Here is a 19,251-nt window from a genome sequence, read left to right as displayed (position 1 = left end):
ACGCAACACTTGTGCTTCGCTGATTTACGAATTAGAACAGCGGCCAGGGCACCGCGGACATCTCACCGCTCGGAGCCGGAAACCGCCCTGCCAAGCGCAACTTGGCGCAGCGCGCGGCGAGCGATGTGATTTCTTCGGCGCTGAGCAGGTCTGCCAGGTTTCGGCCCAGCCCGCCGTGCAGTCCTTCGCTGACACGGTCTATGCCGTCGCGTTCCTCGGCGGTTAGAGCGTCTCCCAACCATCCCCACAGCACCGTGCGCAACTTGTGGTCACGATGAAAGGTCAGCCCATGGTCCACGCCGTGCCGGTGTCCGTCCGTCATGGCAAGAATGTGGTCGCCTTTGCGGTCGGCGTTGTTGACGATGATGTCGAACACCGCCATGCGTCTCAGCGCCGGCGAGTCTTCGTGAACGAGGGCGACCATCCGTCCGTTATCATCTCGACCCTTGAGAACGTGTCTCCAGCCCGTCTCCGGCACCTGGTCCGCCGCGACCAGGTCCACGGCGCTTTGGGCGGGGTCTTGCTCCTGCCAGAGCTGTACCATTCCTTCGCCCAACGGACCATCGCGCAGCCAGGTGTGCGGCACGATGTCCCAGCCGAAGGCCTGCGAGACCAAGTAGGCGGCCACCTCCCGGTGAGCCAGGGTGCCGTGGGGAAAATCCCACAGCGGACTTTCCCCCGCTATCGGCTTATAGACCACGGCCACGTCGCCGATGCTGCCCAGAAATGTAGCGTTTGAAGCCGTCGTGATGCGTCCGGTGAGCGTCAGCTCGGCGGTCACCAGGTCCGGCGCCGGCATCAGGCCTCGGGAAGGGTACAGGTGTGCCCGTCGGCGTCTATGGGGAAGCCGCAGAGCGGGCACGTCGGACGTCCGGCGCCCACGATCTCACGGGTGCGCTTGGTGAATGCGCGGGCGGTGCCGACCGGCATGCGCACCAGCAGCATTTCGGCCGCCTGAGCCCCGCCCTCATCAAGCGATTCGTCGTCGTCGGCATCGACGTCGGTGATGGGGTAGGCCTCTATCACGACCTGCGCGGTCGTCGGGTCCCAACCTAAGCTCATGGAGCCGGTGCGAAACTGCTCCTGAACTGCCTCAAGCTGATCATTGTCAACGAGCTCAGTTGGAGTACTCGCGGGAACGCTGAAGGGGTTGCCTTCGAGGGCCATGAGCTGGTCGAGAATTTCGTCGATCTTCTCTGCGAGCAGGGCCGACTGCTGTTTCTCCAGGGTAATACTCACGATCTGCGTCCCCGCACGCACCTGCAGATAGAACGTACGCGCCCCCGGAAGGCCTATGGTGCCAACGACGACCCGATCGGGCCAGGCGAACTCGTGAACACGTGCAGGCATGTCAGTATTTTAGGCACATGAGGTTCATGGCTCCTGCTGCCCTGCACCGCCGCCCACCGGCGCATCGGCAGAGCGAATGCCGTTCGACAGCCACGACAGATCACCGGCGTCGGTGTTGGTCGCGTAGACGCTTGGCCGACTAACGCCGTAACGCACGATTGATACGGACCCCGGGCCCACAGTGATTCGCTGGAACAGGTCAAGGTGCATGCCGAGCGCGTCGGCGAGGATCGACTTGATGATGTCACCGTGACTCACCGCCACCCACACGGCCCCTGGCCCGTATTCCGTCTCGAAGGCTGCATCGTGGCGTCGAATCGCTGCCACCGACCGAGCCTGCATCGAGGCCAGGGATTCACCGCCGGGAAAGACGACGGCGGACGGTTGCGACTGCACGACCGGCCACAATTCCTCGGTCTCAAGATCACTGATCGTGCGGCCCTGCCACTCGCCGTAATCGCATTCGGTGAGGTCTAGGTCGACCGGCGCGTACGGCGAGCCAGCCTGGCGGTCGAGGATGAACTGCGCGGTCTGCCGACAACGCTCCAGAGGGCTCGACACCACCCCGACTACGGGCACCGCCGCGAGCCGGTCTCCGGTCAGGGCCGCCTGATCCCGCCCGACCTGGTCGAGGCAGACGCCGCCGGCCCGACCGGCCAGCAGGCCGGTGGCATTGGCTGTGGTGCGGCCGTGCCGCACGAGGAGGACTGTCGCCATCCACCCAGCCTAACCACCCGTTCGACGGCGGTGTGAGCCGCAGAGGGTCGCGCGTCGAACAGACCAATAACGCTTTCATGAATGGACAGACCAACCTGAGGTCTGCGTCCACGTCGAACTGTGGACAAAGTTTGACTGGGTGTGTACCTATTGAAGGTCCGGGCAGCAGACGGGCGTTCTTACCGGATCTGTCGGTGAGTTCCAGCCGGTTCCCACGGCTCCGGGCACATTCACCATCCACGCGGGGACTCTGGAGGCACGTTGAAGCTCTTGCTGACTTCTGGCGGCGTGACGAACCCGAGCATTCACTCTGCGCTCGTGCAGCTTCTCGACAAGCCGGTGTCGCAGTGCCGCGCCCTGGTCATCCCGACAGCGCAGTGGGGTCACCCGCTGTGCGGACCGGCATCGGTGCGGAACCTCCTGGCCGCCGAGAATGACTTCCGTCATTTGTCCGGCCTGGGCTGGGCGTCGCTCGGGGTTCTCGAGCTTACCGCGCTGCCCACCATTGGCGCGGATCGGTGGGTCCCGTGGCTTCGGGAGGCCGACGTGCTCTTGGTCGACGGCGGCGAGGCGACGTACCTGTCCCATTGGGTGCGGGAGTCCGGGCTGGCCGAACTGCTCCCGTCACTTCCCGACATGGTGTGGGTGGGAGTGAGTGCCGGAAGCATGGTGATGACGCCCCGGATCGGGGAAGTCTTCGTTGAGTGGCCGTCCGCTCCGGATGACCGGACTCTGGGGGTGGTGGAATTTTCAATCTTTCCGCACCTGAACGCTTTCCCGAGCAACACCCTGGCCCACGCAGAGCGGTGGGCCGCCGACATAGGCGCCCCTGCCTACGCCATCGACGAACAGACAGCGATCAAGGTCGTCGACGGCTCCGTCGAGGTGGTTTCCGAAGGACAGTGGAAGAGGTTCGAGTGATAAGTGCCCAGCATTTGTGAGGTCGCGTGGCTTTTGCCCAGGGACGGGACGAACAGCAATCGGCGAAGGACTATCGGTTTAACATCATGTTCCCGACAGCTCTGGTGATGCCGGCCGGGTACTGGTGCGTGCGTCCAGAACCTGCCCGATGGTCTTCGCGATCAAGTGAACGTCCTCGTCGCTCACGACGAACGGCGGGCTGATTTGGAGGGTGTTGCCGCGCAGGGGCCGCACGACGACGCCGTTGTCGATGCATGAGTTGGCCACAGCCTCGGCGTCCGCCTGGTCTGCGAGCTGGACGCCGGCGAGAAATCCAACGCCGCTGCGGATTTCCTGCACGAGAGGATGCGAGGCAAGAGGTGCAAGGGCCTTATCGAGGACGGATTCCAGTTCCAAGGCCCGCGCAACGAGATTTTCGTTCTCGAGGATGTCGAGGTTGGCGTGTGCAACTGCGCAAGCTGTGGCGTGCCCCGAGTACGTCATGCCGTGCCTCGATACGGGGGCGTCCTGTCCCTGATAGAACCGTCCCCAGATCCGGTTGGATATGAGGACCCCGCCCAGCGGGGCGTAGCCGGATGTTATTCCTTTGGCCAGCAGAATCATGTCGGGCTCGAGATGGAACCTTTCGGAGGCGAACATTAAGCCTGCCCGGCCGAATCCGGTGATGACTTCATCGACGATTAGAAGAATGTCGTTCTTCCGGGCGATTTGCTGCAGGCCTTCAAGATAACCGGGGGCAGGCGGAATCACCCCACCGGTCCCTATGATTGGCTCGGTGAAGATGGCGGCAATATTCTCCGGCCCGATGTCGTCGACGACTGCCTGTACGCCTTCCAGATCGTTGGTCGGAACGAGGGCCGTCTCGGGGACGAGGGAATCCGTCCCGTAGCCGTCCCTATTAAAATCAAGCCCGGCGATACTGGTGCCAAAGGCGTGGAGCCCGTGGTACGAGTAAGTACGGCTGAGGATGGTTTTCTTGTCCGGCATGCCCTCAAGCTGCCAATGGCGCCGCGCAATCTTGCAGGCCAAGTCGACGGAGTCAGACCCGCCGCTGTTGAAAATTATCTTGGCGTCCGGGATCGGCCCCAGGGCCACGAGCCGGTCGGCGAGGGAGAGTGCCACATCGTTCGAGAACCGGCCAAAAACGTGGTAAGTCTCCAGTTTGCACATCTGGTCATAGGCCGCTTTCGCCACTGATTCCCTGCCGTGGCCGATGTTTGCGTGCCACAGTCCGGCGGTGGCATCCAGCAGGCGCTGGCCGTCCGAGGTGGTCAGGTATGCGCCGTGGCCTTCGGTAATGACGATGCGGCGTTGCAGAACCGAGGGCATGTGCGCCTGGGCGCTCCACAGTGACTCGCCAACGAGCTTGGTAGGGTTTGCCGGATCAAGAACGGTTGCGTCGGTAGCCATTGTTTTTCTCCTAGGCAGGCCAATAGGGGGCGATTCCATGTAGAAGACACCGCCGGACTGCCCTGTACCTCGTCGGCAGCCCCCGATTTTGCATCGGTTGCGGGAGTCAGGCGCGGAGCCAGCTTTCGTTCAGGTGAAATTGCACTTGAACATCCGGTTGCGGCATGTGCCGCGCCGGTTAATCGAGGACGGCGAGCAGCTGCCCTTCCGTGACCGCGTCTCCTTCGGACACGGAGATGTCCGCAACAACACCCGATTCGGGCGCTTCAACCGGAATTTCCATTTTCATGGATTCGAGGATCATGATGGTTTCGTCTTCCTCAACAGACGCTCCCGGCGCCACGAGGATTTTCCAAACGTTGGCAGCCAGATCCGACCGTACTTCGCTCAATTTTTGTTCCTCCTCGAATAGCCCGGCCTTTAAGGTGTTGTGTTCGTCGTGGACCGGCGGCGCTGGCCCGTGTGGTCCATGTGTTTCTTAATCTGCTCGTCTAGGTCCTCAATGTTTCCACCTTCCACGTTTGCCAAGAGCTCCTGGTGTTCGGCCGCTATCTCTTCCGGATGGGGATACAGGTTCTCCAGCATCATGAGCGACAGGCGCGTTTCAGTGAGGAGGGTCTGATAGAAAACCGTGAGGCGTTTGTTACCGAGACTCCCGACCAAGACCGTGTGGAACGCCAGGTCCAAGTCGACCAGATCCGACCACGGATGACCTCTTTCCGAGGCTTCCTTCATGTCGACGACGATGCTGCGAAGTTCATCGAAAATCTGTTTCCTTGGATTCTTCGCCAGCTCCTCGGCTGCTGCCTTTTCAACGGAATGGCGGGCGACGGATATGTCATCCATATCCGCCTCGGACAGTTCCAGGACAAAAACCCCGCGGTTGCGTACCCGGTGCAGGAGGCCTTCCTGTATGAGCCGCTGCATTGCTTCGCGCACCGGCGAACGGCTGACGTTCAGCTGCCGGGCAAGACTGGTTTCGCGCAGCTGTTGGCCGGGCCTGTAGGCGCCCTTTTCGATCGCGCCCCGCAGCCGGTTGACAATGGTGTCCACCGTCCCGTCGATGAGGATCGGCTCCAGTACAGGCTCACTCAACTCGTTGCTCCTACCTATCCGGCGGTCAGCTCGATGCACACCGGGATCAGTCCGGTGCCGGCGCCGCGTTTTCGGCTTCCGTCAACGGACGCACAGATATGCCGGCATCCTGCAAGGACTGCCAGACCGTGCGGATAACCTCCACTGAGTTCGGCGCGTCCCCGTGCAGGCAAATGCTTTCCGGGGAGATTTCAAGATCCCGCCCGGAGACGGTGGCTACTTTCCCTTCCCGCACGAACCTGATCGCACGTGAGGAGACGAGTGCCGGGTCCCAAGCGAGCTTTTCCCGCTCGATAAGGAGGTTGCCGGCGTCGTCATAGCCGAGGTCGACAAATCCTTCCTGGACCAACCGGACGCCGTAGCGGGCGGCGAGCTCCGTGTGGCGCTTGTCGAAGCAGTAGAGAGGCAGGGAGCTGTCTATTTCGGCGACCGCCGCGATGACAGCTTCGGCCAGCTCTTCGTCCTCCAGCGACATCAGGTACATGACCCCGTGCGGTTTCACATGCGATAGTTTCGCCCCTTCAGCCTCCACGAAGCCCTTCAGGGCGCCAATCTGATAGAGCGTGTAGTCCTGAAGCTCTTCTGCCGAGACCGCTATTCGTCGTCGTCCGAAGCCCAGAAGGTCCGGCAGCGCGACGTGCGCTCCGATCTGGAGGCCTTGGTCGACCGCCGCCCGGACGGTGCGGCGCATGGTTCTTGGGTCCCCGGCATGGAAGCCGCAGGCGATGTTGGCGGCGCTGATATAGGGCATGAACTCCTCGTCCGGCGCGAAGCGCCAGCGGCCGTAACCTTCTCCCATGTCGCAGTTGATTTCGATGGCTGTGTTCATTTTCCGGTTCCTCCTGCTGCAGACATGAGCATCGAACGTTCCTCATCCAATGCATAGGCGTCGTCGATGGAAATGGGCTTGAACCGGATCCTGTCGGTCCCCGGCCGCATCTGGCCGGTTTTCCATAGGCTCGCCTTCGGCACGACTCCGAAGACGACGAAGCCGCCGGACGTGGGCCCGTCAGGTCCGAGGATCACGGGAGTGTCACCATTGAGGTTGATTCCGCCGACAGGGTAGCCGGTGTCGAGGATGTTGGATGGATGTCCGCCGGCAATCCCGCCGTCGGGCCGGGCCCACTGCAACCTCACCGGGTCCAGCCTGATACCGGTACGGTTTGAATTCTGGTCAACCGTCCAAGAGCGAGCAAAGAAGTTTTGTACGTCCGTTTCCGTGAAGAACTCGGGTGAGGCAAATGGCCCTGGCACTACTTCCAGTTCCCAGTCGTGCCGATACTCGGGGATCCGTTCCTGCGGCAGTTCCGCTATGGATGAGGTATCCGAGCTTCCGATGTCCAGGACGTCTCCCTTGACGAGCGCCCGTCCTTCCACTCCTCCGAGTGAACCCATGGTGTAGGTGGACCGGGAACCGAGGATTTGGGGGACATCGATTCCGCCTCTTACCGCCAGATAAAACCTGAACCCGGATGACGCCAAACCGATTTTCAGTTCGGCACCCGCGGGAACGTCAACGGCAGCCCATTGTGGCACCGGGCTTCCGTCGACGGTCACTTCACCTGCGGCGCCGGTTACGGCCACCGTGGCGGGGGACCGGAACCGGAATTTGGTCTTGCCCAGTGTGATTTCCAGGCCCGCAGCGTCGGGGCTGTTGCCGACGGCGACATTGCCGAGCCGGAACGCGAAATCATCCATCGGACCGGCGGGGAAATAACCGCGTGACAGCATTCCGATTCGTCCAGGCCAGTCCTGGACGGTTGTCTGGATGCCGGGTTGCGCAACTTCAATGGACATACGTGGCTCCTCACGGGACGGCGGTTGCGGCGGCAGCGGTGTCCCGCTTGGCGGTGAAGTCTGCGGCCTCGGCCACGAGCGAAGCACACCAGGCGTTATAGCCGGCGACGTCAAAGTCTTCGTCCTGTATGTCGTAGACGTATTCGCCCCGGTGGACGGCTTCGAAGGAATCGGTCAGTTCCTGCTCGGAAACGGCATGGAATCTGACCCGGTCGCAGGGGCGCAGCAGCAGAGGCGACTGGGCGAAAGCAGGGTTGCGCTGTTGGATGTCGTACACGGGCAGGGTTCTGCCGAGCAGTTGGTATCCGCCAGGCGATTCCACGGGGTAGATCGAGTAGCACGGTCCGCCCAGGCCGATAGCTCCTTCCGCTGTCCAGGTACGGGTCGGGTTGTATTTGGGCGCGAAGAGAACCTTCCGCGGATCCAAAGGAAACGTGAAGGGCAGCCCGGGGAAGAACCCGATGAATCCGACCCAGAGGTCGGTCCCGGTGACGACTTCGACCAGCTCGTCGACGTCCCGAAGCCCGTTGTAGGCGATCGTGTAATCGACGTTGTTATCGTTCATGCAGTTGGGGGCGTCGGAGCGGATGCTGCGCACATAGCGGGCAACGGCTTCCTTGGAGGTCGAATCGTGAAACGCGGCAGGAAGATTCACTCGTCGGCTGGGAAGGACCAGGTTTTCCGTACCGGCTGCGTTGTCATAGGCCTCGTCCAATGCCGAAACGAGGTTCGCCACGTTTGTTTCCGCCGGGTTGTAGGAGAGCAGTATGGAACGGAAACCGGGGGATGTTTCGACCAGTCCAGGTGGGCGGGACCGGTTCACCTCGGTGTTGATGTTGTGGACAAAGAAGTTCAGGTTCAGGTCAAAATGCATGTCACCGAACTCGGCGAGGAGGTAACTGTCGCCGGCGAGGCGGTACGTGAGCGCGGGTTTGCCATCGGTGGCCGCCCGGCGCTCGTAAAGTGCGGACGGAACTCCTGCCCAGCGTTCCGAGATGTACTGTTTGGAAACCTCGTGCGGCTTCATCGTGCGTGCTCCTCCTGACCTGTTTCGCCCCGTGCTTTTGATTCGGCGGCCCGGTGCTGGACTTCGGTCACGATGCCGGTGCTGTAGCGGCCCGACTTGAAGGCCGGATCGTTGAGAAGCATCCGGAAAAATGGAAGGTTGGTTTTTAGCCCGGCCACCTGGAAGGCTTCGACGGCGGATCCGGCACGTGCGAGTGCTTCTTCCCGGTCCTGCCCCCAAACGATGAGTTTTGCCAGGAGCGGATCGTAGGCCGTGGTCACGGTATTGCCGGCTGCATAGCCGCTGTCGATGCGGACACCTTCTCCTGCGGGTTCCGTCCACTCACTGATGAGCCCGGGCGACGGCAGAAAGCGTTGCGGATCTTCGGCATAGATCCGCATCTCGATGGCATGTCCTGTCGGTTGGAGGTTGCCGGCGTCGAAGCTGACGTCCTGGCCGGCGGCTACGCGGAGTTGTTCCTCGACAAGGTCGATGGAGAACACGGCTTCGGTGACAGGATGCTCCACTTGCAGCCGGGTGTTCATCTCCAGGAAAACAAAAGACTGCCGCACTGGATCGACCAGGCATTCGACCGTACCGGCATTGCGATAACCGACAGCAGTCCCCGCTCTTACCGCGCCGTCCAGCATGCGGGATCTTAGTTCCGGTGTGATGCCCGGCGACGGCGACTCCTCGGCGACCTTCTGGTGACGGCGCTGGACCGAGCAGTCCCGCTCTCCGAGCGCTATCACCTTGCCGCTCGCGAGTCCGAGGATCTGGACCTCGACGTGGCGGGCGTGTTGAATGAACTGTTCAATGAGGATCCGCGAGTCCCCGAAAAAGCGCTCTGCACGCGACCGTGCAGTGTCGAAGGCTGCCCGCAGGTCTTCGTCATTGTCGGCGACTATCATTCCGATGCCACCGCCGCCTCCGGATGGTTTAACGATGACCGGGTAGCCGACAGAATTGGCGATCTCTACTGCCTCAGCGGCGTCGCTTACCGGTTCGGCCGATCCTGTGGCCACCGGCACGCCTGCGGCCTGCATCAGGTTGCGGGCGTTGATCTTGTCCGCCACCATGTCCATGGAGTCCGGTGAAGGTCCCACCCACGTGATGCCGCTTTCGATAACCCGCCGGGCGAAGCCGGAATTTTCGGCGAGGAAACCGTAGCCAGGGTGGATGGCCGAAGCCCGGACGGTACGGGCTGCTTCCATCAGTTTGTCGACGTTCAGGTAGGATTCGGCAGGATTGGCCGGACCCAGGGAGAAAAATTCCGAGGCTTCCTTTACGAAGGGCAGCTCTGTGTCCACATCCGAGCAGACGGCGATGGTCCGGATTCCCAGGGCGTTCGCTGTGCGGATGATGCGCCGGGCGATCTCGCCGCGGTTGGTGACCAAGAGGGATTCAAATAACGGCGTGGTCATGATTTGACGACTCCTTTGGCGATGAGGCGCGCCTTGGCCGAGGCGCGGAAGCGGTCTGCAAGGACCGCGAGAACGAGCGCCAACCCCAGGGCGATGCTCTGCATGTTGGTATCGAGCCGCATGAAGTTCATTCCGTTGCCCAGCAGCATGATGAAGATGACGCCCAGGACAGTGCCGCCGACGCCGCCGCGGCCGCCCTGGAGCGAGGCGCCGCCGATGACGGCCGCGGTGATGGATTGAAGCGCGAATGCTCCCCCAAAGGTCGGTTGCCCTGAGCCGCTGCGGGCAGTCAGGAGGTAGGCCGCGATAGAGGACAGAACGGCGCAGATGATGTAGGTGGCAATCAGGTTCCGCCGCACCTGGATGCCCGCGGTTTTTGCTGCCAGGGCATTTCCGCCGATGGCATACAGGTGGCGGCCGAACGTTGTCCATTTCAGTGCGACGAAAACAATTGCCAGGATCGGCAGTGCTACGAGAACCAGGTTGGGTATGCCCAGGGTGAAACCTGACCCGAGGCCGACTATGTAGTCCCTCGGCAGGCCGGACACGGTGGCGCCCCCGCTGTAGACCAGCGTGATGCCCGTGACGATGGTGGCGGTGGCAAGTGTCACGATGAACGGGTTGACCTTCAGGAAAGCCACGCCGAGGCCGTTGGCCATCCCGACGACCAGTCCGACTGCGATGCAGACGACGAAACCCATGATCATGGACTGGCCTGAGAATTCCGGTATGCCGCCATAGACTTTCTGCATCATCGTGGCAGACACGATGGAAGACAGCGCGACGGTTGCCCCTACGGACAGATCAAATCCGCCCGTTACCAGTACCAGCATCTGTCCCAGGGAAATCAGTAGGAGCGTGACGGATTGCTGGGAGACGGATAGCAGGTTGTCGGGCTGCAAGAAGCGGTCGTTTGCCACGGCAAAGACGACCACCATGACGATCAGCAGCGGCGGCAGCGGTCCGACGCTGCTGAAAAACCTGAGCCAGAACTGGCGGTTTGGTTTCTTGGTACCTCGGACGGCGGTCGCCGGGCCCTTGACTTCGGTTGTTGACATGGCAGTCCTTATGCTGATGCGCCTACTGCATGCCCAAAGGCACCAGCGACAACGGCTTCGTTTGTGATTTGGTTGCCAACGAGCTCGGCCTGAACGCGCCCGCCGTTCATCACATAGACCCGGTCGGCAAGTCCGACGACCTCCTCGAGGTCGGAGGAAACCATGAGGACGCCGGCACCGTCACTGCACAGTTTGCGGAGATTGGCATATATCTCCTGGCGGGCCCCGACATCCACCCCGGAAGTAGGCTCGGCCACCACGAAAACCTTCCGTTCCCGTGTCAGGGCGCGGGCCAGAACGACCTTCTGTTGATTGCCGCCCGACAGGGCCCGGGCCTCGGCAGTTACGGACCGCGGCCGGATATCGAGCCGCTCGGCCAGTGCCTGCGCGAGGGAACGGATCCGTGCTCCGTGGATAAGCCCCAGCGTGCTGTACTTCTTAATCCGGTTGACTTCAAGAGCAATGTTCTCCTGAACGCTGAGGTCAAGCGCCAGGGCTTCCCGCCTGCGGTCCTCCGGCATGAAGCCGATACCCGCCTGGATCATCTGGCGGGGGTTGGGGCGACTGAATTTCCTGCCGTTGACCGAGACGGAACCGCTGGACAGGGGGATGAGACCGAGGACGGCCTTTGCGAGTTCACTTTTGCCCGAACCCACGAGCCCGGCCACGGCGACAATCTCACCCCGACACACCCGAAGGGATGCATGGGCGACCTTGCCGTCGGCCGTGGATGCATCCTCGATCTCCAGCAGGGGTTCACCCTTGGTTTCGGCCTTTTCCGGATAGACGGCCGCGAGCTCCCGGCCGACCATGTCGGTGATCAACTGCTCTTCGGAAACTTGGTCGAGGGTATGGGTCGAAATGAAGGTGCCGTCCCGCATCACGGTGACCCGGTCGCCCAGGCGCCGGACCTCCTCCATCCGGTGGGTGATGTAGAGAAGCGCCCAGCCCTCGTCCCGGAGCCGGTCTATGATCCGGAAAAGCCGGTCCGCTTCCCGTTCGCTGATGGCAGCCGTGGGCTCATCGAGAAGGAGGATGCCCGGTGTCCCGAGCAGCCCTTTCGTGATCTCCACGAGCTGCTGTTCGGCCCTTGGCAGCGTCCCAACCTCAGCGTCCGGGTCGATGGCTGCCCCAAGCTGGCCGACCTTCTCCCGGGCAATGGCCCGCATCTTGGTGCGGTTCACGAACCCAAAGGTTTTCACCTCACGGCCGAGGAACAGATTCTCGGTGACGGACAGCGTTGGAGCCAAACTGAAATCCTGCAGGACGACGTTGATGCCCAGTTTCCGGGCATTCGCCGGTGAGTGGTGGGCGACGTCCGAGCCGCGGACGGTAATGGTGCCGCTGTCCGGCTGGTAGTTACCGAGGAGGATGTTCACAAGCGTGGATTTTCCCGCGCCGTTCTCGCCCAGCAGGATGTGTACTTCGCCGGGGTAAAGGTCGAGGGACATCCCTTTGAGTGCCCTCACGGGCCCGAAGGTCTTGACGATATTGCCAAGTGCAACGATCGGATGCTGTTCCAATGCCAGCTTCACTCCCTTCAGATGCGAGTGCCCACGAACCGGGAACCCACGCGGGGCCCGGCCCCGCGTGGATGAATCAGCTCTTCGGTGTCCAGCTCGTCACCGTCTTGAAGTCCCGCGGCGCGAACATCTCGTTGTAGGGCACGTCGGCGGCGTTCTCCTGGGTGATCATCTTGGGCACCGGTCCGGAGGTGGGCGCCTCCAGCTTCTCGCCTTCCAGCATGCGGACGGCTTGGTCAACGGCCATACGTCCCTGGATGGTGGTGAAGTCCGTTGGCGAACCTACGGCGTCGCCGGCCACGATCGCGTCGTACACGGGCGGGATGATGTCGAAGGCGTAGACGTCAACTTTTCCCGTCATGTTGGCGTTCCGCACCGCATTCACACCGGCTTCGGCAGCAATATCAACTCCCACGATGTGGGTGATGTCGGGATGGACCTTGAGGGTGTCCTCAATGAGGTTCTGCTGGATCTCCAGGCCCGGATCGGCGCGCCGCATCTCCGCCATCTTGACGTTGGTTCCTTTGATGGTGTCCTGGAAACCCTTGACTGCCGCATCGGACCATCCGGCGCCTTCCGGCCCGGGGAAGAAACCCACCAGGGCGGGTGACCCCTTGGTGTCATCGATGATGTACTCGGCCGTCGTCACTGCCAGATCATGGAAGCTCACGAGCGCGTGGGAGAAGAGGGGATTGTCCTTGGACTCGGGGCAGTCCGTACCGTTGATGAAGTCCACCACCGGTATTTTCTTTTCCAGCGCGGCGGCCACCTGGGGGCATACGCCCGTTGCGTTGATGGCGCCCAGAACGATCGCGTCGTAGCCGCCGTTGATGCAGTCCTGCATCTGGCTTAGCTGCTTGTCGAGGTTGGTATAGCCTCCAGCCTCGAACATGCTGTACTCAACCTTGTCCCTCTGTGCCTCGATCAGCGTCCCGTAGTTCGTGGCGGCCCAGTAGGAATCCTTCATGTGAGGGAACAGGACGCAGATCTTCCACTGCTTGGTAATTTTGTCGTTTGCAATGGGCTCATAGGTGGTTTCCGTCGTCTTGCCGTTCAGAGCCGTATTGAGGGCGGGCGTAGTCCAGTTCTCCGCGGAACCGGTGCCCGTGGCTTCCCCGGTCTGCCCGTCTCCGGAGCCTCCCATTGCCCCGCACCCGGTTGCCGCCAAGGTGGCGGCCAGTGCAAGCGCGCCGATGGTGTTGGCTTTCCTGTTTAGCTTCATGTGTTTCTCCCAGCGCCGATAGCCGAAGGCCCGCCCGGCAGAGGCCGATTAAGTCGATTGCCTTTTGTACACAATCTGCAGCGGGTGTTGCCAGCATAGTCCGTGACGGGGATCACATCAACACTTTTCGCGCTGTTTCTGCATCGCTTGAAGTTCAGTGCTGAAGGACGGCCTGGACCTGCCGCACCTATCGCGAGCGCTTCAGGTCTCGCCGGGCCGGCCGGGTGGACCCCTGTCAATCGCGCTTTCTTCGCGCCGACCGGCAGGCTTTCCGGGCCAACTCAGGGCTACGGAGTAAACTATGCAATTGTCGACTAAAGACATCTGACATGGACAGCGATGGTTTCGGGTTCGACCAGAACGAGTTGGTGGGGCTCAATGGCAGCGAGGATGGAAATCAGGATGAAAAGGGGAGTGCTCGACCCGATAGTGCAGGAGTCTACGCCGGCCATTATTGCCCGCCGTATCCGCGATGCAATCGCCCGAGGTGATTTCGCTCCAGGCCTCCAACTCGGTGAAGCCGAGCTTGCCAAAGAACTGGGGGTCAGCCGGGGGCCCCTGCGGGAGGCCATGCAGCGGCTCACCCAGGAAGGGCTGCTCGTCAGTTACCGGAACAGGGGCCTCTTCGTCGTCAGTATGGACGAGGACGATTTTCGGGACATCTACCTGGCCCGAACCGCGGTGGAAGCAGCCGCCATCCGCCGCCTGGTCAGCACAAACCCGGAGGACAGCGCGGCCCGGCTAATGAAAGCCGTGCATGCCATGGAGGATGCGGCGGAAAGCCCCCGCGGCGAAGCCATGACCGAAGCGGACATGAGCTTCCATGCCCTCCTGGTTGAGCTCGCCGGCAGCCCTCGCCTGAAGAAGATGCACGACACTCTCCTGACGGAAACACGGATGTGCCTCAATGCCCTGAAAAGCACGTACGCTACCGCCGACAAGCGCATCGCCGAGCACAAACGCATCGCGGAAGCCATCTCCAGGGGAGATTCAGACCTCGCCGAGAAGCTGATGGCCGAACACATGGAGGACGCACTGATGCGGCTGATCCCCTAGCCGTCCCCTCGGGTTGCGCCAGTGCTCCCTCACCTTCCATATTTCCCGCCGATGAGTGGGGGAGCCATTCGCGAGGCGGCGTCGTGGGACGAGGTTGCCAATCCCTAGACCCGCGGGATGGCCATGTACTTGATCTCCAGAAATTCATCCAAGCCCACGCGCCCGCCCTCGCGGCCCAGACCGGAGGCCTTGATGCCGCCGAACGGCGCCGCCGGATTCGAAACGATGCCCGTGTTAAGGCCGACCATGCCCGACTCCAGACCCTCGCCGACGCGGAAGGCGCGGTCCAGGTCCTGGGTGAACACAAAGCTGGCAAGGCCCCAAGGGGTGTCGTTCGCCCACCGCACCACCTCGTCTTCGGCGTCGAAGGGGATGACGGGCGCCACCGGGCCGAAAATTTCTTCGTTCATCAGCGCGGCGTCGGGGCCGACGTCCGCAAGCACTGTTGGGGAGTAGAAGTAGCCGCTGCCCTCCGGGCGGGAGCCGCCGCAGACCACCTTGGCGCCCTTGGAAACGGCGTCGTCCACAAGTTCCTGGACCTTGTTGAGAGCCTTTTCCTCCACGAGCGGGCCGACGTCCGTGCCGCTCACTGCGCCGTCACCGACCTTCAAGGCGCTCAGCCGCTGGGCGAGGCGGACGGAGAAGTCAGCGGCCACGGAGCGCTGCACGAAGATCCGGTTGGCGGCGGTGCAGGCTTCACCCATGTTGCGCATCTTTGCGGCGAAAGCTCCCTCAACGGCGCGGTCCAAGTCCGCGTCATCAAACACAATGAGAGGGGCGTTCCCGCCCAGTTCCATGGAAGAACGCATGACGTTTTTGGCAGCCTGCTCCAATAAGCGGATGCCCACGCCGGTGGACCCGGTGAAGCTAACCTTTCGGGCAATGCCGCTTTCCATCCATGGGGTGACCACCTCGGAGGCTTTGGAGGTCGTGACCAGGTTCAGCACACCCTTGGGCAGGCCAGCCTCTGCCAGGACGTCCGCCAGTGCCAGCGAAGACAGTGGAGTGAGGTTGGCAGGCTTGAAGACCATGGTGCAGCCGGCCGCAATGGCAGGGGCGATCTTCCGGGTGCCCATCGCCAGTGGAAAGTTCCAGGGCGTGACCAAGACGCAGGGTCCAACGGGTTCCTTCGAGACGAGGATGCGGTTCTTGCCGTCGCCGCTGGTGGTCAGATCTCCGCTAATGCGGACGGCTTCCTCCGAGAACCAACGGAAGAACTCGGCGGCGTACGCCACCTCGCCTCTTGACTCGGCCAAGGGTTTTCCCATTTCCGTGGTCATAATCAATGCCAGTTCGTCTTGGCGGGCCATGATCAGGTCGAACGCGCGGCGCAGGATTTCGCTGCGCTCCCGGGGCGGGGTCTTGGCCCACTGTTTCTGGACCCGGCCGGCGGTTTCGATCGCCCGGCGCGCGTCTTCGGGGCCCCCGTCGGCGACGCTGGCGATGACTTCCTCGGTGGCAGGATTGACGACATCGAACCGGGCACCGGACGATGCTTCGGTCCACTCCCCGTCAATGTAGAGGTTCGTGCTGACCTTTGCGACGGCGTTGAGCGCCTTTTGTGACGTTCGGGAGCCGGCTGACTGAATGCTCATGAGCGATCCTTTTCTTGGTTGGAGGTGTTGTGGCCGGCGTTGCGTTGGGAAATCAATGCTGCTCATTCGCCGGGGTCCAATAGTTGGGCCAGGTGACGACCCGGCCGGGAGCCATCGATCTGTTTCACCTGCATGGCGCAGGAGAATCCGTCAGTAAGGATCACCGAAGAGGAATCGGTCTGACGCAGGGCCGGGGCCAGCGCTTGCTCGGCAACCAGCATGCTGATGCCGTAGTGATCCTTCTCGAAGCCGAAGTTTCCGGCCACGCCGCAGCAGCCGGGCGCATCCACCACACTCTTGACGCCCGCGGCCCTGAGTGCCGAGCGCTGGACACCGGCTCCGAAGACCGAGTATTCGTGGCAGTGCGTCTGCAGTACCACTTGTTCTGGAAGGGGGCGGGCCGGCGCTGGTTTCCATCCGGCATTGGACAGCTCGTCGACGTACGTCGCAAAGCTTCGCACCCGGGCGGCAACCCGGCGGGCCCGTTCCGTGTGGACCAGCTCGGGCAGGTCCTTGCGCAGCGCCGCCGCGCAACTGGGTTCCACCACCACGATGGGCCGATCGGTCCCGTCATCCAAAACCTCCGCTGCCGAGGCCATGTGCTTTTTTGCGGTGTCCAGCTGGCCGGTGGAAATCCAGGTCAGGCCGCAGCAGGACTCGGCTGAGCATTCCACGGAGCCCGAGCCGGCCAGAACGCGGGCAGCGGAACCGGCCACCTCCGGCCGGAAGCCGCGGGTGAAGGTGTCCACGAAAAGCACCACGCCGTGTTCATCCGGAGCAAGGCCGCCGCTGTGGTCGGTTGCCGGACCGATGCCGGCGGCTGCTACTTCGCGACGCCACTCGCCGGCTCCGGCGAAACGTGGCATCGCACGCCGGGTGGTCAGCCCGCCCAGGACGGAGGCGACCTTCGCCAGCGGGGTGGACATCACGGCGTTGACCAGAGGCGCGGAGCGGCCGGTGAGCTTAAGCCAGCGGGGCAGCCAGCCCAGGGAGAAGTGGGAAATGGGGCGGAGTCTGCCCTTGTAGTAGTGCGAGAAGAATTCGGATTTGTAGGTGGCCATGTCGACGCCCGTGGGGCAGTCGGTGGAGCAGGCCTTGCAGGAAAGACAGAGATCAAGCGCCTCGCGGACCTCCTCGGACTTCCAGCCTTCCTCCACGGTGCGGGCGCCGCGGACCATGTCCTGGAGTACCCGGGACCGGCCCCGGGTGGAGTCCTTCTCGTCCTTCGTGGCGCGGTAGCTCGGGCACATTACGCCGCCCGCGTCCGTGCGGCACCGTCCCACGCCTATGCAGCTTTGAAGCGCGTGGACCCATGGGTCTGTACCGCTGCCGGTGGAGGTCCCGGGGGTGTCGGTTTCGGCGGTCGCTCCGCCTCCGGCGCTGACCGGGCGCAGGTCGAAGCTCGTGCGCCAATGCCGCTCGGGAATGCCTTGGAGCGCCAGATTGACGTCCAGGGGGTCAGGATCGGTGAGGGATCCGGGATTGAGGATTCTTGCCGGGTCCCAGGTGCGCCGGTACGTGGCGAAGGCCGCCAGCAGGCGCGGGGAGTACATCAGGGGCAGCAGTTCCGATCGTGCCCTGCCGTCGCCGTGTTCGCCGGAGAGCGAACCGCCGTGGCGGACCACCAGCCGGGCAGCTTCCTGTGTGAAGTCGCGGAAGACGCGGCGGCCGGCTGGGGTGCGCAGGTCATAGGTGATCCGGATGTGCATGCAGCCGGCACCGAAGTGTCCGTACATTACGCCCGTCAGGTCGTAGCGGCCCAGAAGGTCGCGGAAGTCTGAGAGGTACTCCGCAAGGTTCTCGGGTGCGACTGCAGAGTCTTCCCATCCTGGCCAGGATTCTCCACCGGTGGAGAGGCGGGCTGAGAGCCCGGCGCCGTCCTCGCGGACACGCCAAAGAGCGGCTCGCTCCTGCAGGTCCGGCACGGCGTGCCCATCCACCAAGCGGCCGTTTTCCCTGAGTCGGGCGAGCAGTCGGTCAGCTTCCGCCCTGACCTGGTGCGGATTCCCGCCGTCGAGGTCCACGTACAGCCAGGCTTTGCCTGTGGGCAAACCCGTCACCGAGCCCTTGCCGCGGCGGAAGCGCATGGTGTCCACGATCGCCTCATCGATACCTTCGACGGCAGCCGGGGAGAACTCCAGGATGGTCATGACGTCCCGAGCCGCGTCGACTATGTCCGCATAACCCAGGCACACCAGCAGGGCGCTGGCCGGCTTAGGCACAAGCTTCATCCGGGCGCCGACAATGATGGCGCAGGTCCCCTCGGACCCCGCGAGGGCTCGGGCGATATTGAACCCGTTTTCCGGAAGAAGATGCGCCAGATGATAGCCGGAGACTTGACGTCGGATCCGTTCGAGTTCCAGGCGGAACTCGGACAGGTGACTGCGGGCCAAGTCTTTAAAGGAGGCGGTCAGTGCACCCGCGCGCGCTGCGGAGTCGTTGTCGCCGGGATCTGTGGCACGCAGCCCGCCGGCCGTGGCCGTCAGGCGCGCGCCATCCGAAGTGACGACGTCAATCTCCACGACGTGGTCGGAGATCCGGCCGTAGCGAACGGAGTGGTTGCCGCACGCATCGTTGCCCAGCGAGCCGCCCACGGTGGCACGGTTCTTGGAGGACGGGTCCGGGGCGAAGGTGAACCGGTCACCGGTGGTTTTCTCCACCTCGTGGGAGAGGACCGCGAGCACGACGCCGGGCTCGACGCTCACGGTGCCCTCCACCTCGTCGATCTCGTGGATCGCGTTCATGTGGCGGGAAAAGTCAAGTATCACGCCTGGGCCCATGGCGTTGCCCGCCATGGACGTCCCGCCGCCGCGCCCGATCAGCGGGGTTGCCGTTTCCCGGCATGCAGCAACGACCGCGAGCACGTCCTCGACCGTCCGGGGGAACACCACGGCAAGCGGGGGTACCCGGTAGTTGGAAGCGTCATAGGAGTATTCCGCCACGCGGCGTGGCGAGACGTCGGCAGCCACGCCCGCGGATGCCAGGCGTGCAAGCACCGCGGGGAGGCCTGCATCCGGTGCGCCTGTTCGGCGGGTGCCCGTTGCCGGGCCTGCGGGGGAGCGAACAGCATCCGTCAT

At 63.0% G+C, this 19,251-nt stretch carries 17 protein-coding genes; 2 read left to right on the top strand and 15 right to left on the bottom strand.

Features of this window, described 5'->3' with window-relative positions; all coding sequences use genetic code 11:
• Nucleotides 1–31: 31 nt before the first annotated feature.
• Genes AC5RUH_RS09405 through AC5RUH_RS09395 form a run of 3 tightly spaced genes read right to left on the bottom strand, consistent with a single transcriptional unit; the run spans nt 32 to nt 2,067 of the window.
• Complete coding sequence (locus AC5RUH_RS09405; RefSeq protein ID WP_494128419.1) at nt 32–799, bottom strand: SCO1664 family protein; 768 nt, start codon at nt 797–799, stop codon at nt 32–34.
• Nucleotides 799–1,350 (bottom strand): DUF3090 domain-containing protein, encoded by a 552-nt coding sequence (locus tag AC5RUH_RS09400; protein WP_494128418.1) that lies wholly within the window; start codon nt 1,348–1,350, stop codon nt 799–801. The genes AC5RUH_RS09405 and AC5RUH_RS09400 overlap by 1 nt, the downstream gene beginning before the upstream one ends.
• A 24-nt stretch (nt 1,351–1,374) precedes the next feature.
• Complete coding sequence (locus AC5RUH_RS09395; protein ID WP_494128417.1) at nt 1,375–2,067, bottom strand: MSMEG_4193 family putative phosphomutase; 693 nt, start codon at nt 2,065–2,067, stop codon at nt 1,375–1,377.
• Between the two features lie 261 nt (nt 2,068–2,328).
• On the opposite strand from AC5RUH_RS09395, the gene AC5RUH_RS09390 reads away from it, so the two are divergent.
• Nucleotides 2,329–2,988 carry a Type 1 glutamine amidotransferase-like domain-containing protein gene (locus AC5RUH_RS09390; RefSeq protein ID WP_494000348.1) on the top strand — a complete coding sequence of 220 codons (660 nt, stop codon included), beginning with the start codon at nt 2,329–2,331 and terminating at the stop codon, nt 2,986–2,988.
• Between the two features lie 84 nt (nt 2,989–3,072).
• On the opposite strand, the gene AC5RUH_RS09385 is transcribed toward AC5RUH_RS09390, so the two are convergent.
• From AC5RUH_RS09385 to torT, 10 genes are all read right to left on the bottom strand, one after another.
• Nucleotides 3,073–4,398: an aminotransferase family protein gene (locus tag AC5RUH_RS09385; protein WP_494000347.1), complete on the bottom strand. Its 1,326-nt coding sequence runs from the start codon at nt 4,396–4,398 to the stop codon at nt 3,073–3,075.
• Between the two features lie 178 nt (nt 4,399–4,576).
• The gene (locus AC5RUH_RS09380) at nt 4,577–4,789 is read right to left on the bottom strand and encodes a biotin/lipoyl-binding carrier protein (protein ID WP_494000346.1); all 213 of its coding nucleotides are present in this window, start codon (nt 4,787–4,789) and stop codon (nt 4,577–4,579) included.
• A 29-nt stretch (nt 4,790–4,818) separates the two neighbouring features.
• Entirely contained in the window at nt 4,819–5,493 is a 675-nt protein-coding gene (locus AC5RUH_RS09375) for a GntR family transcriptional regulator (RefSeq protein WP_494022597.1), read from the bottom strand.
• A 46-nt stretch (nt 5,494–5,539) separates the two neighbouring features.
• Nucleotides 5,540–6,322, bottom strand: coding sequence for a LamB/YcsF family protein (locus AC5RUH_RS09370; protein WP_494074131.1), 783 nt, complete (start codon nt 6,320–6,322; stop codon nt 5,540–5,542).
• Nucleotides 6,319–7,290, bottom strand: a complete 972-nt coding sequence (locus tag AC5RUH_RS09365) for a 5-oxoprolinase/urea amidolyase family protein (RefSeq protein ID WP_494128416.1) — start codon at nt 7,288–7,290, stop codon at nt 6,319–6,321. Before AC5RUH_RS09365 ends, AC5RUH_RS09370 begins: the two co-directional genes overlap by 4 nt.
• A 10-nt stretch (nt 7,291–7,300) precedes the next feature.
• Nucleotides 7,301–8,317, bottom strand: coding sequence for a carboxyltransferase domain-containing protein (locus AC5RUH_RS09360; protein WP_494000342.1), 1,017 nt, complete (start codon nt 8,315–8,317; stop codon nt 7,301–7,303).
• Nucleotides 8,314–9,693 (bottom strand): acetyl-CoA carboxylase biotin carboxylase subunit, encoded by a 1,380-nt coding sequence (locus AC5RUH_RS09355; protein WP_494128415.1) that lies wholly within the window; start codon nt 9,691–9,693, stop codon nt 8,314–8,316. Before AC5RUH_RS09355 ends, AC5RUH_RS09360 begins: the two co-directional genes overlap by 4 nt.
• Before the next feature lie 23 nt (nt 9,694–9,716).
• Nucleotides 9,717–10,778 carry an ABC transporter permease gene (locus AC5RUH_RS09350; RefSeq protein WP_494000340.1) on the bottom strand — a complete coding sequence of 354 codons (1,062 nt, stop codon included), beginning with the start codon at nt 10,776–10,778 and terminating at the stop codon, nt 9,717–9,719.
• 8 nt (nt 10,779–10,786) lie between these two features.
• On the bottom strand, nt 10,787–12,313 hold the full coding sequence (locus tag AC5RUH_RS09345; RefSeq protein WP_494014828.1) for a sugar ABC transporter ATP-binding protein: 1,527 nt from the start codon (nt 12,311–12,313) through the stop codon (nt 10,787–10,789).
• 64 nt (nt 12,314–12,377) lie between these two features.
• Nucleotides 12,378–13,523 (bottom strand): TMAO reductase system periplasmic protein TorT, encoded by a 1,146-nt coding sequence (gene torT / locus AC5RUH_RS09340; RefSeq protein WP_494000338.1) that lies wholly within the window; start codon nt 13,521–13,523, stop codon nt 12,378–12,380.
• 402 nt (nt 13,524–13,925) lie between these two features.
• Here torT and AC5RUH_RS09335 point away from each other — a divergent pair, with 402 nt between their 5' ends.
• Nucleotides 13,926–14,579 carry a GntR family transcriptional regulator gene (locus AC5RUH_RS09335; protein WP_494128439.1) on the top strand — a complete coding sequence of 218 codons (654 nt, stop codon included), beginning with the start codon at nt 13,926–13,928 and terminating at the stop codon, nt 14,577–14,579.
• A 104-nt stretch (nt 14,580–14,683) separates the two neighbouring features.
• Here the strand turns inward: AC5RUH_RS09335 and AC5RUH_RS09330 are convergent, their stop codons facing one another.
• Both AC5RUH_RS09330 and AC5RUH_RS09325 read right to left on the bottom strand, forming a co-directional pair.
• On the bottom strand, nt 14,684–16,174 hold the full coding sequence (locus AC5RUH_RS09330; protein WP_494128414.1) for an NAD-dependent succinate-semialdehyde dehydrogenase: 1,491 nt from the start codon (nt 16,172–16,174) through the stop codon (nt 14,684–14,686).
• Nucleotides 16,175–16,236: 62 nt separating this feature from the next.
• Nucleotides 16,237–19,251: an FAD-binding and (Fe-S)-binding domain-containing protein gene (locus AC5RUH_RS09325; protein WP_494128413.1), complete on the bottom strand. Its 3,015-nt coding sequence runs from the start codon at nt 19,249–19,251 to the stop codon at nt 16,237–16,239.

Source organism: Arthrobacter sp. Y3223166, from assembly GCF_059090935.1.
The sequence above is the reverse complement of the archived record's forward strand: the minus strand, read 5'-3'. Positions and strand labels throughout refer to the sequence as shown.

Coding starts and splice junctions, on each gene's coding strand:
- AC5RUH_RS09405 (WP_494128419.1), bottom strand. CDS start 799: ATGCCGGCGCCGGACCTGGTGACCGCCGAGCTGACGCTCACCGGACGC.
- AC5RUH_RS09400 (WP_494128418.1), bottom strand. CDS start 1,350: ATGCCTGCACGTGTTCACGAGTTCGCCTGGCCCGATCGGGTCGTCGTT.
- AC5RUH_RS09395 (WP_494128417.1), bottom strand. CDS start 2,067: ATGGCGACAGTCCTCCTCGTGCGGCACGGCCGCACCACAGCCAATGCC.
- AC5RUH_RS09385 (WP_494000347.1), bottom strand. CDS start 4,398: ATGGCTACCGACGCAACCGTTCTTGATCCGGCAAACCCTACCAAGCTC.
- AC5RUH_RS09370 (WP_494074131.1), bottom strand. CDS start 6,322: ATGAACACAGCCATCGAAATCAACTGCGACATGGGAGAAGGTTACGGC.
- AC5RUH_RS09365 (WP_494128416.1), bottom strand. CDS start 7,290: ATGTCCATTGAAGTTGCGCAACCCGGCATCCAGACAACCGTCCAGGAC.
- AC5RUH_RS09360 (WP_494000342.1), bottom strand. CDS start 8,317: ATGAAGCCGCACGAGGTTTCCAAACAGTACATCTCGGAACGCTGGGCA.
- AC5RUH_RS09350 (WP_494000340.1), bottom strand. CDS start 10,778: ATGTCAACAACCGAAGTCAAGGGCCCGGCGACCGCCGTCCGAGGTACC.
- torT (WP_494000338.1), bottom strand. CDS start 13,523: ATGAAGCTAAACAGGAAAGCCAACACCATCGGCGCGCTTGCACTGGCC.
- AC5RUH_RS09335 (WP_494128439.1), top strand. CDS start 13,926: ATGAAAAGGGGAGTGCTCGACCCGATAGTGCAGGAGTCTACGCCGGCC.
- AC5RUH_RS09330 (WP_494128414.1), bottom strand. CDS start 16,174: ATGAGCATTCAGTCAGCCGGCTCCCGAACGTCACAAAAGGCGCTCAAC.
- AC5RUH_RS09325 (WP_494128413.1), bottom strand. CDS start 19,251: ATGACGGATGCTGTTCGCTCCCCCGCAGGCCCGGCAACGGGCACCCGC.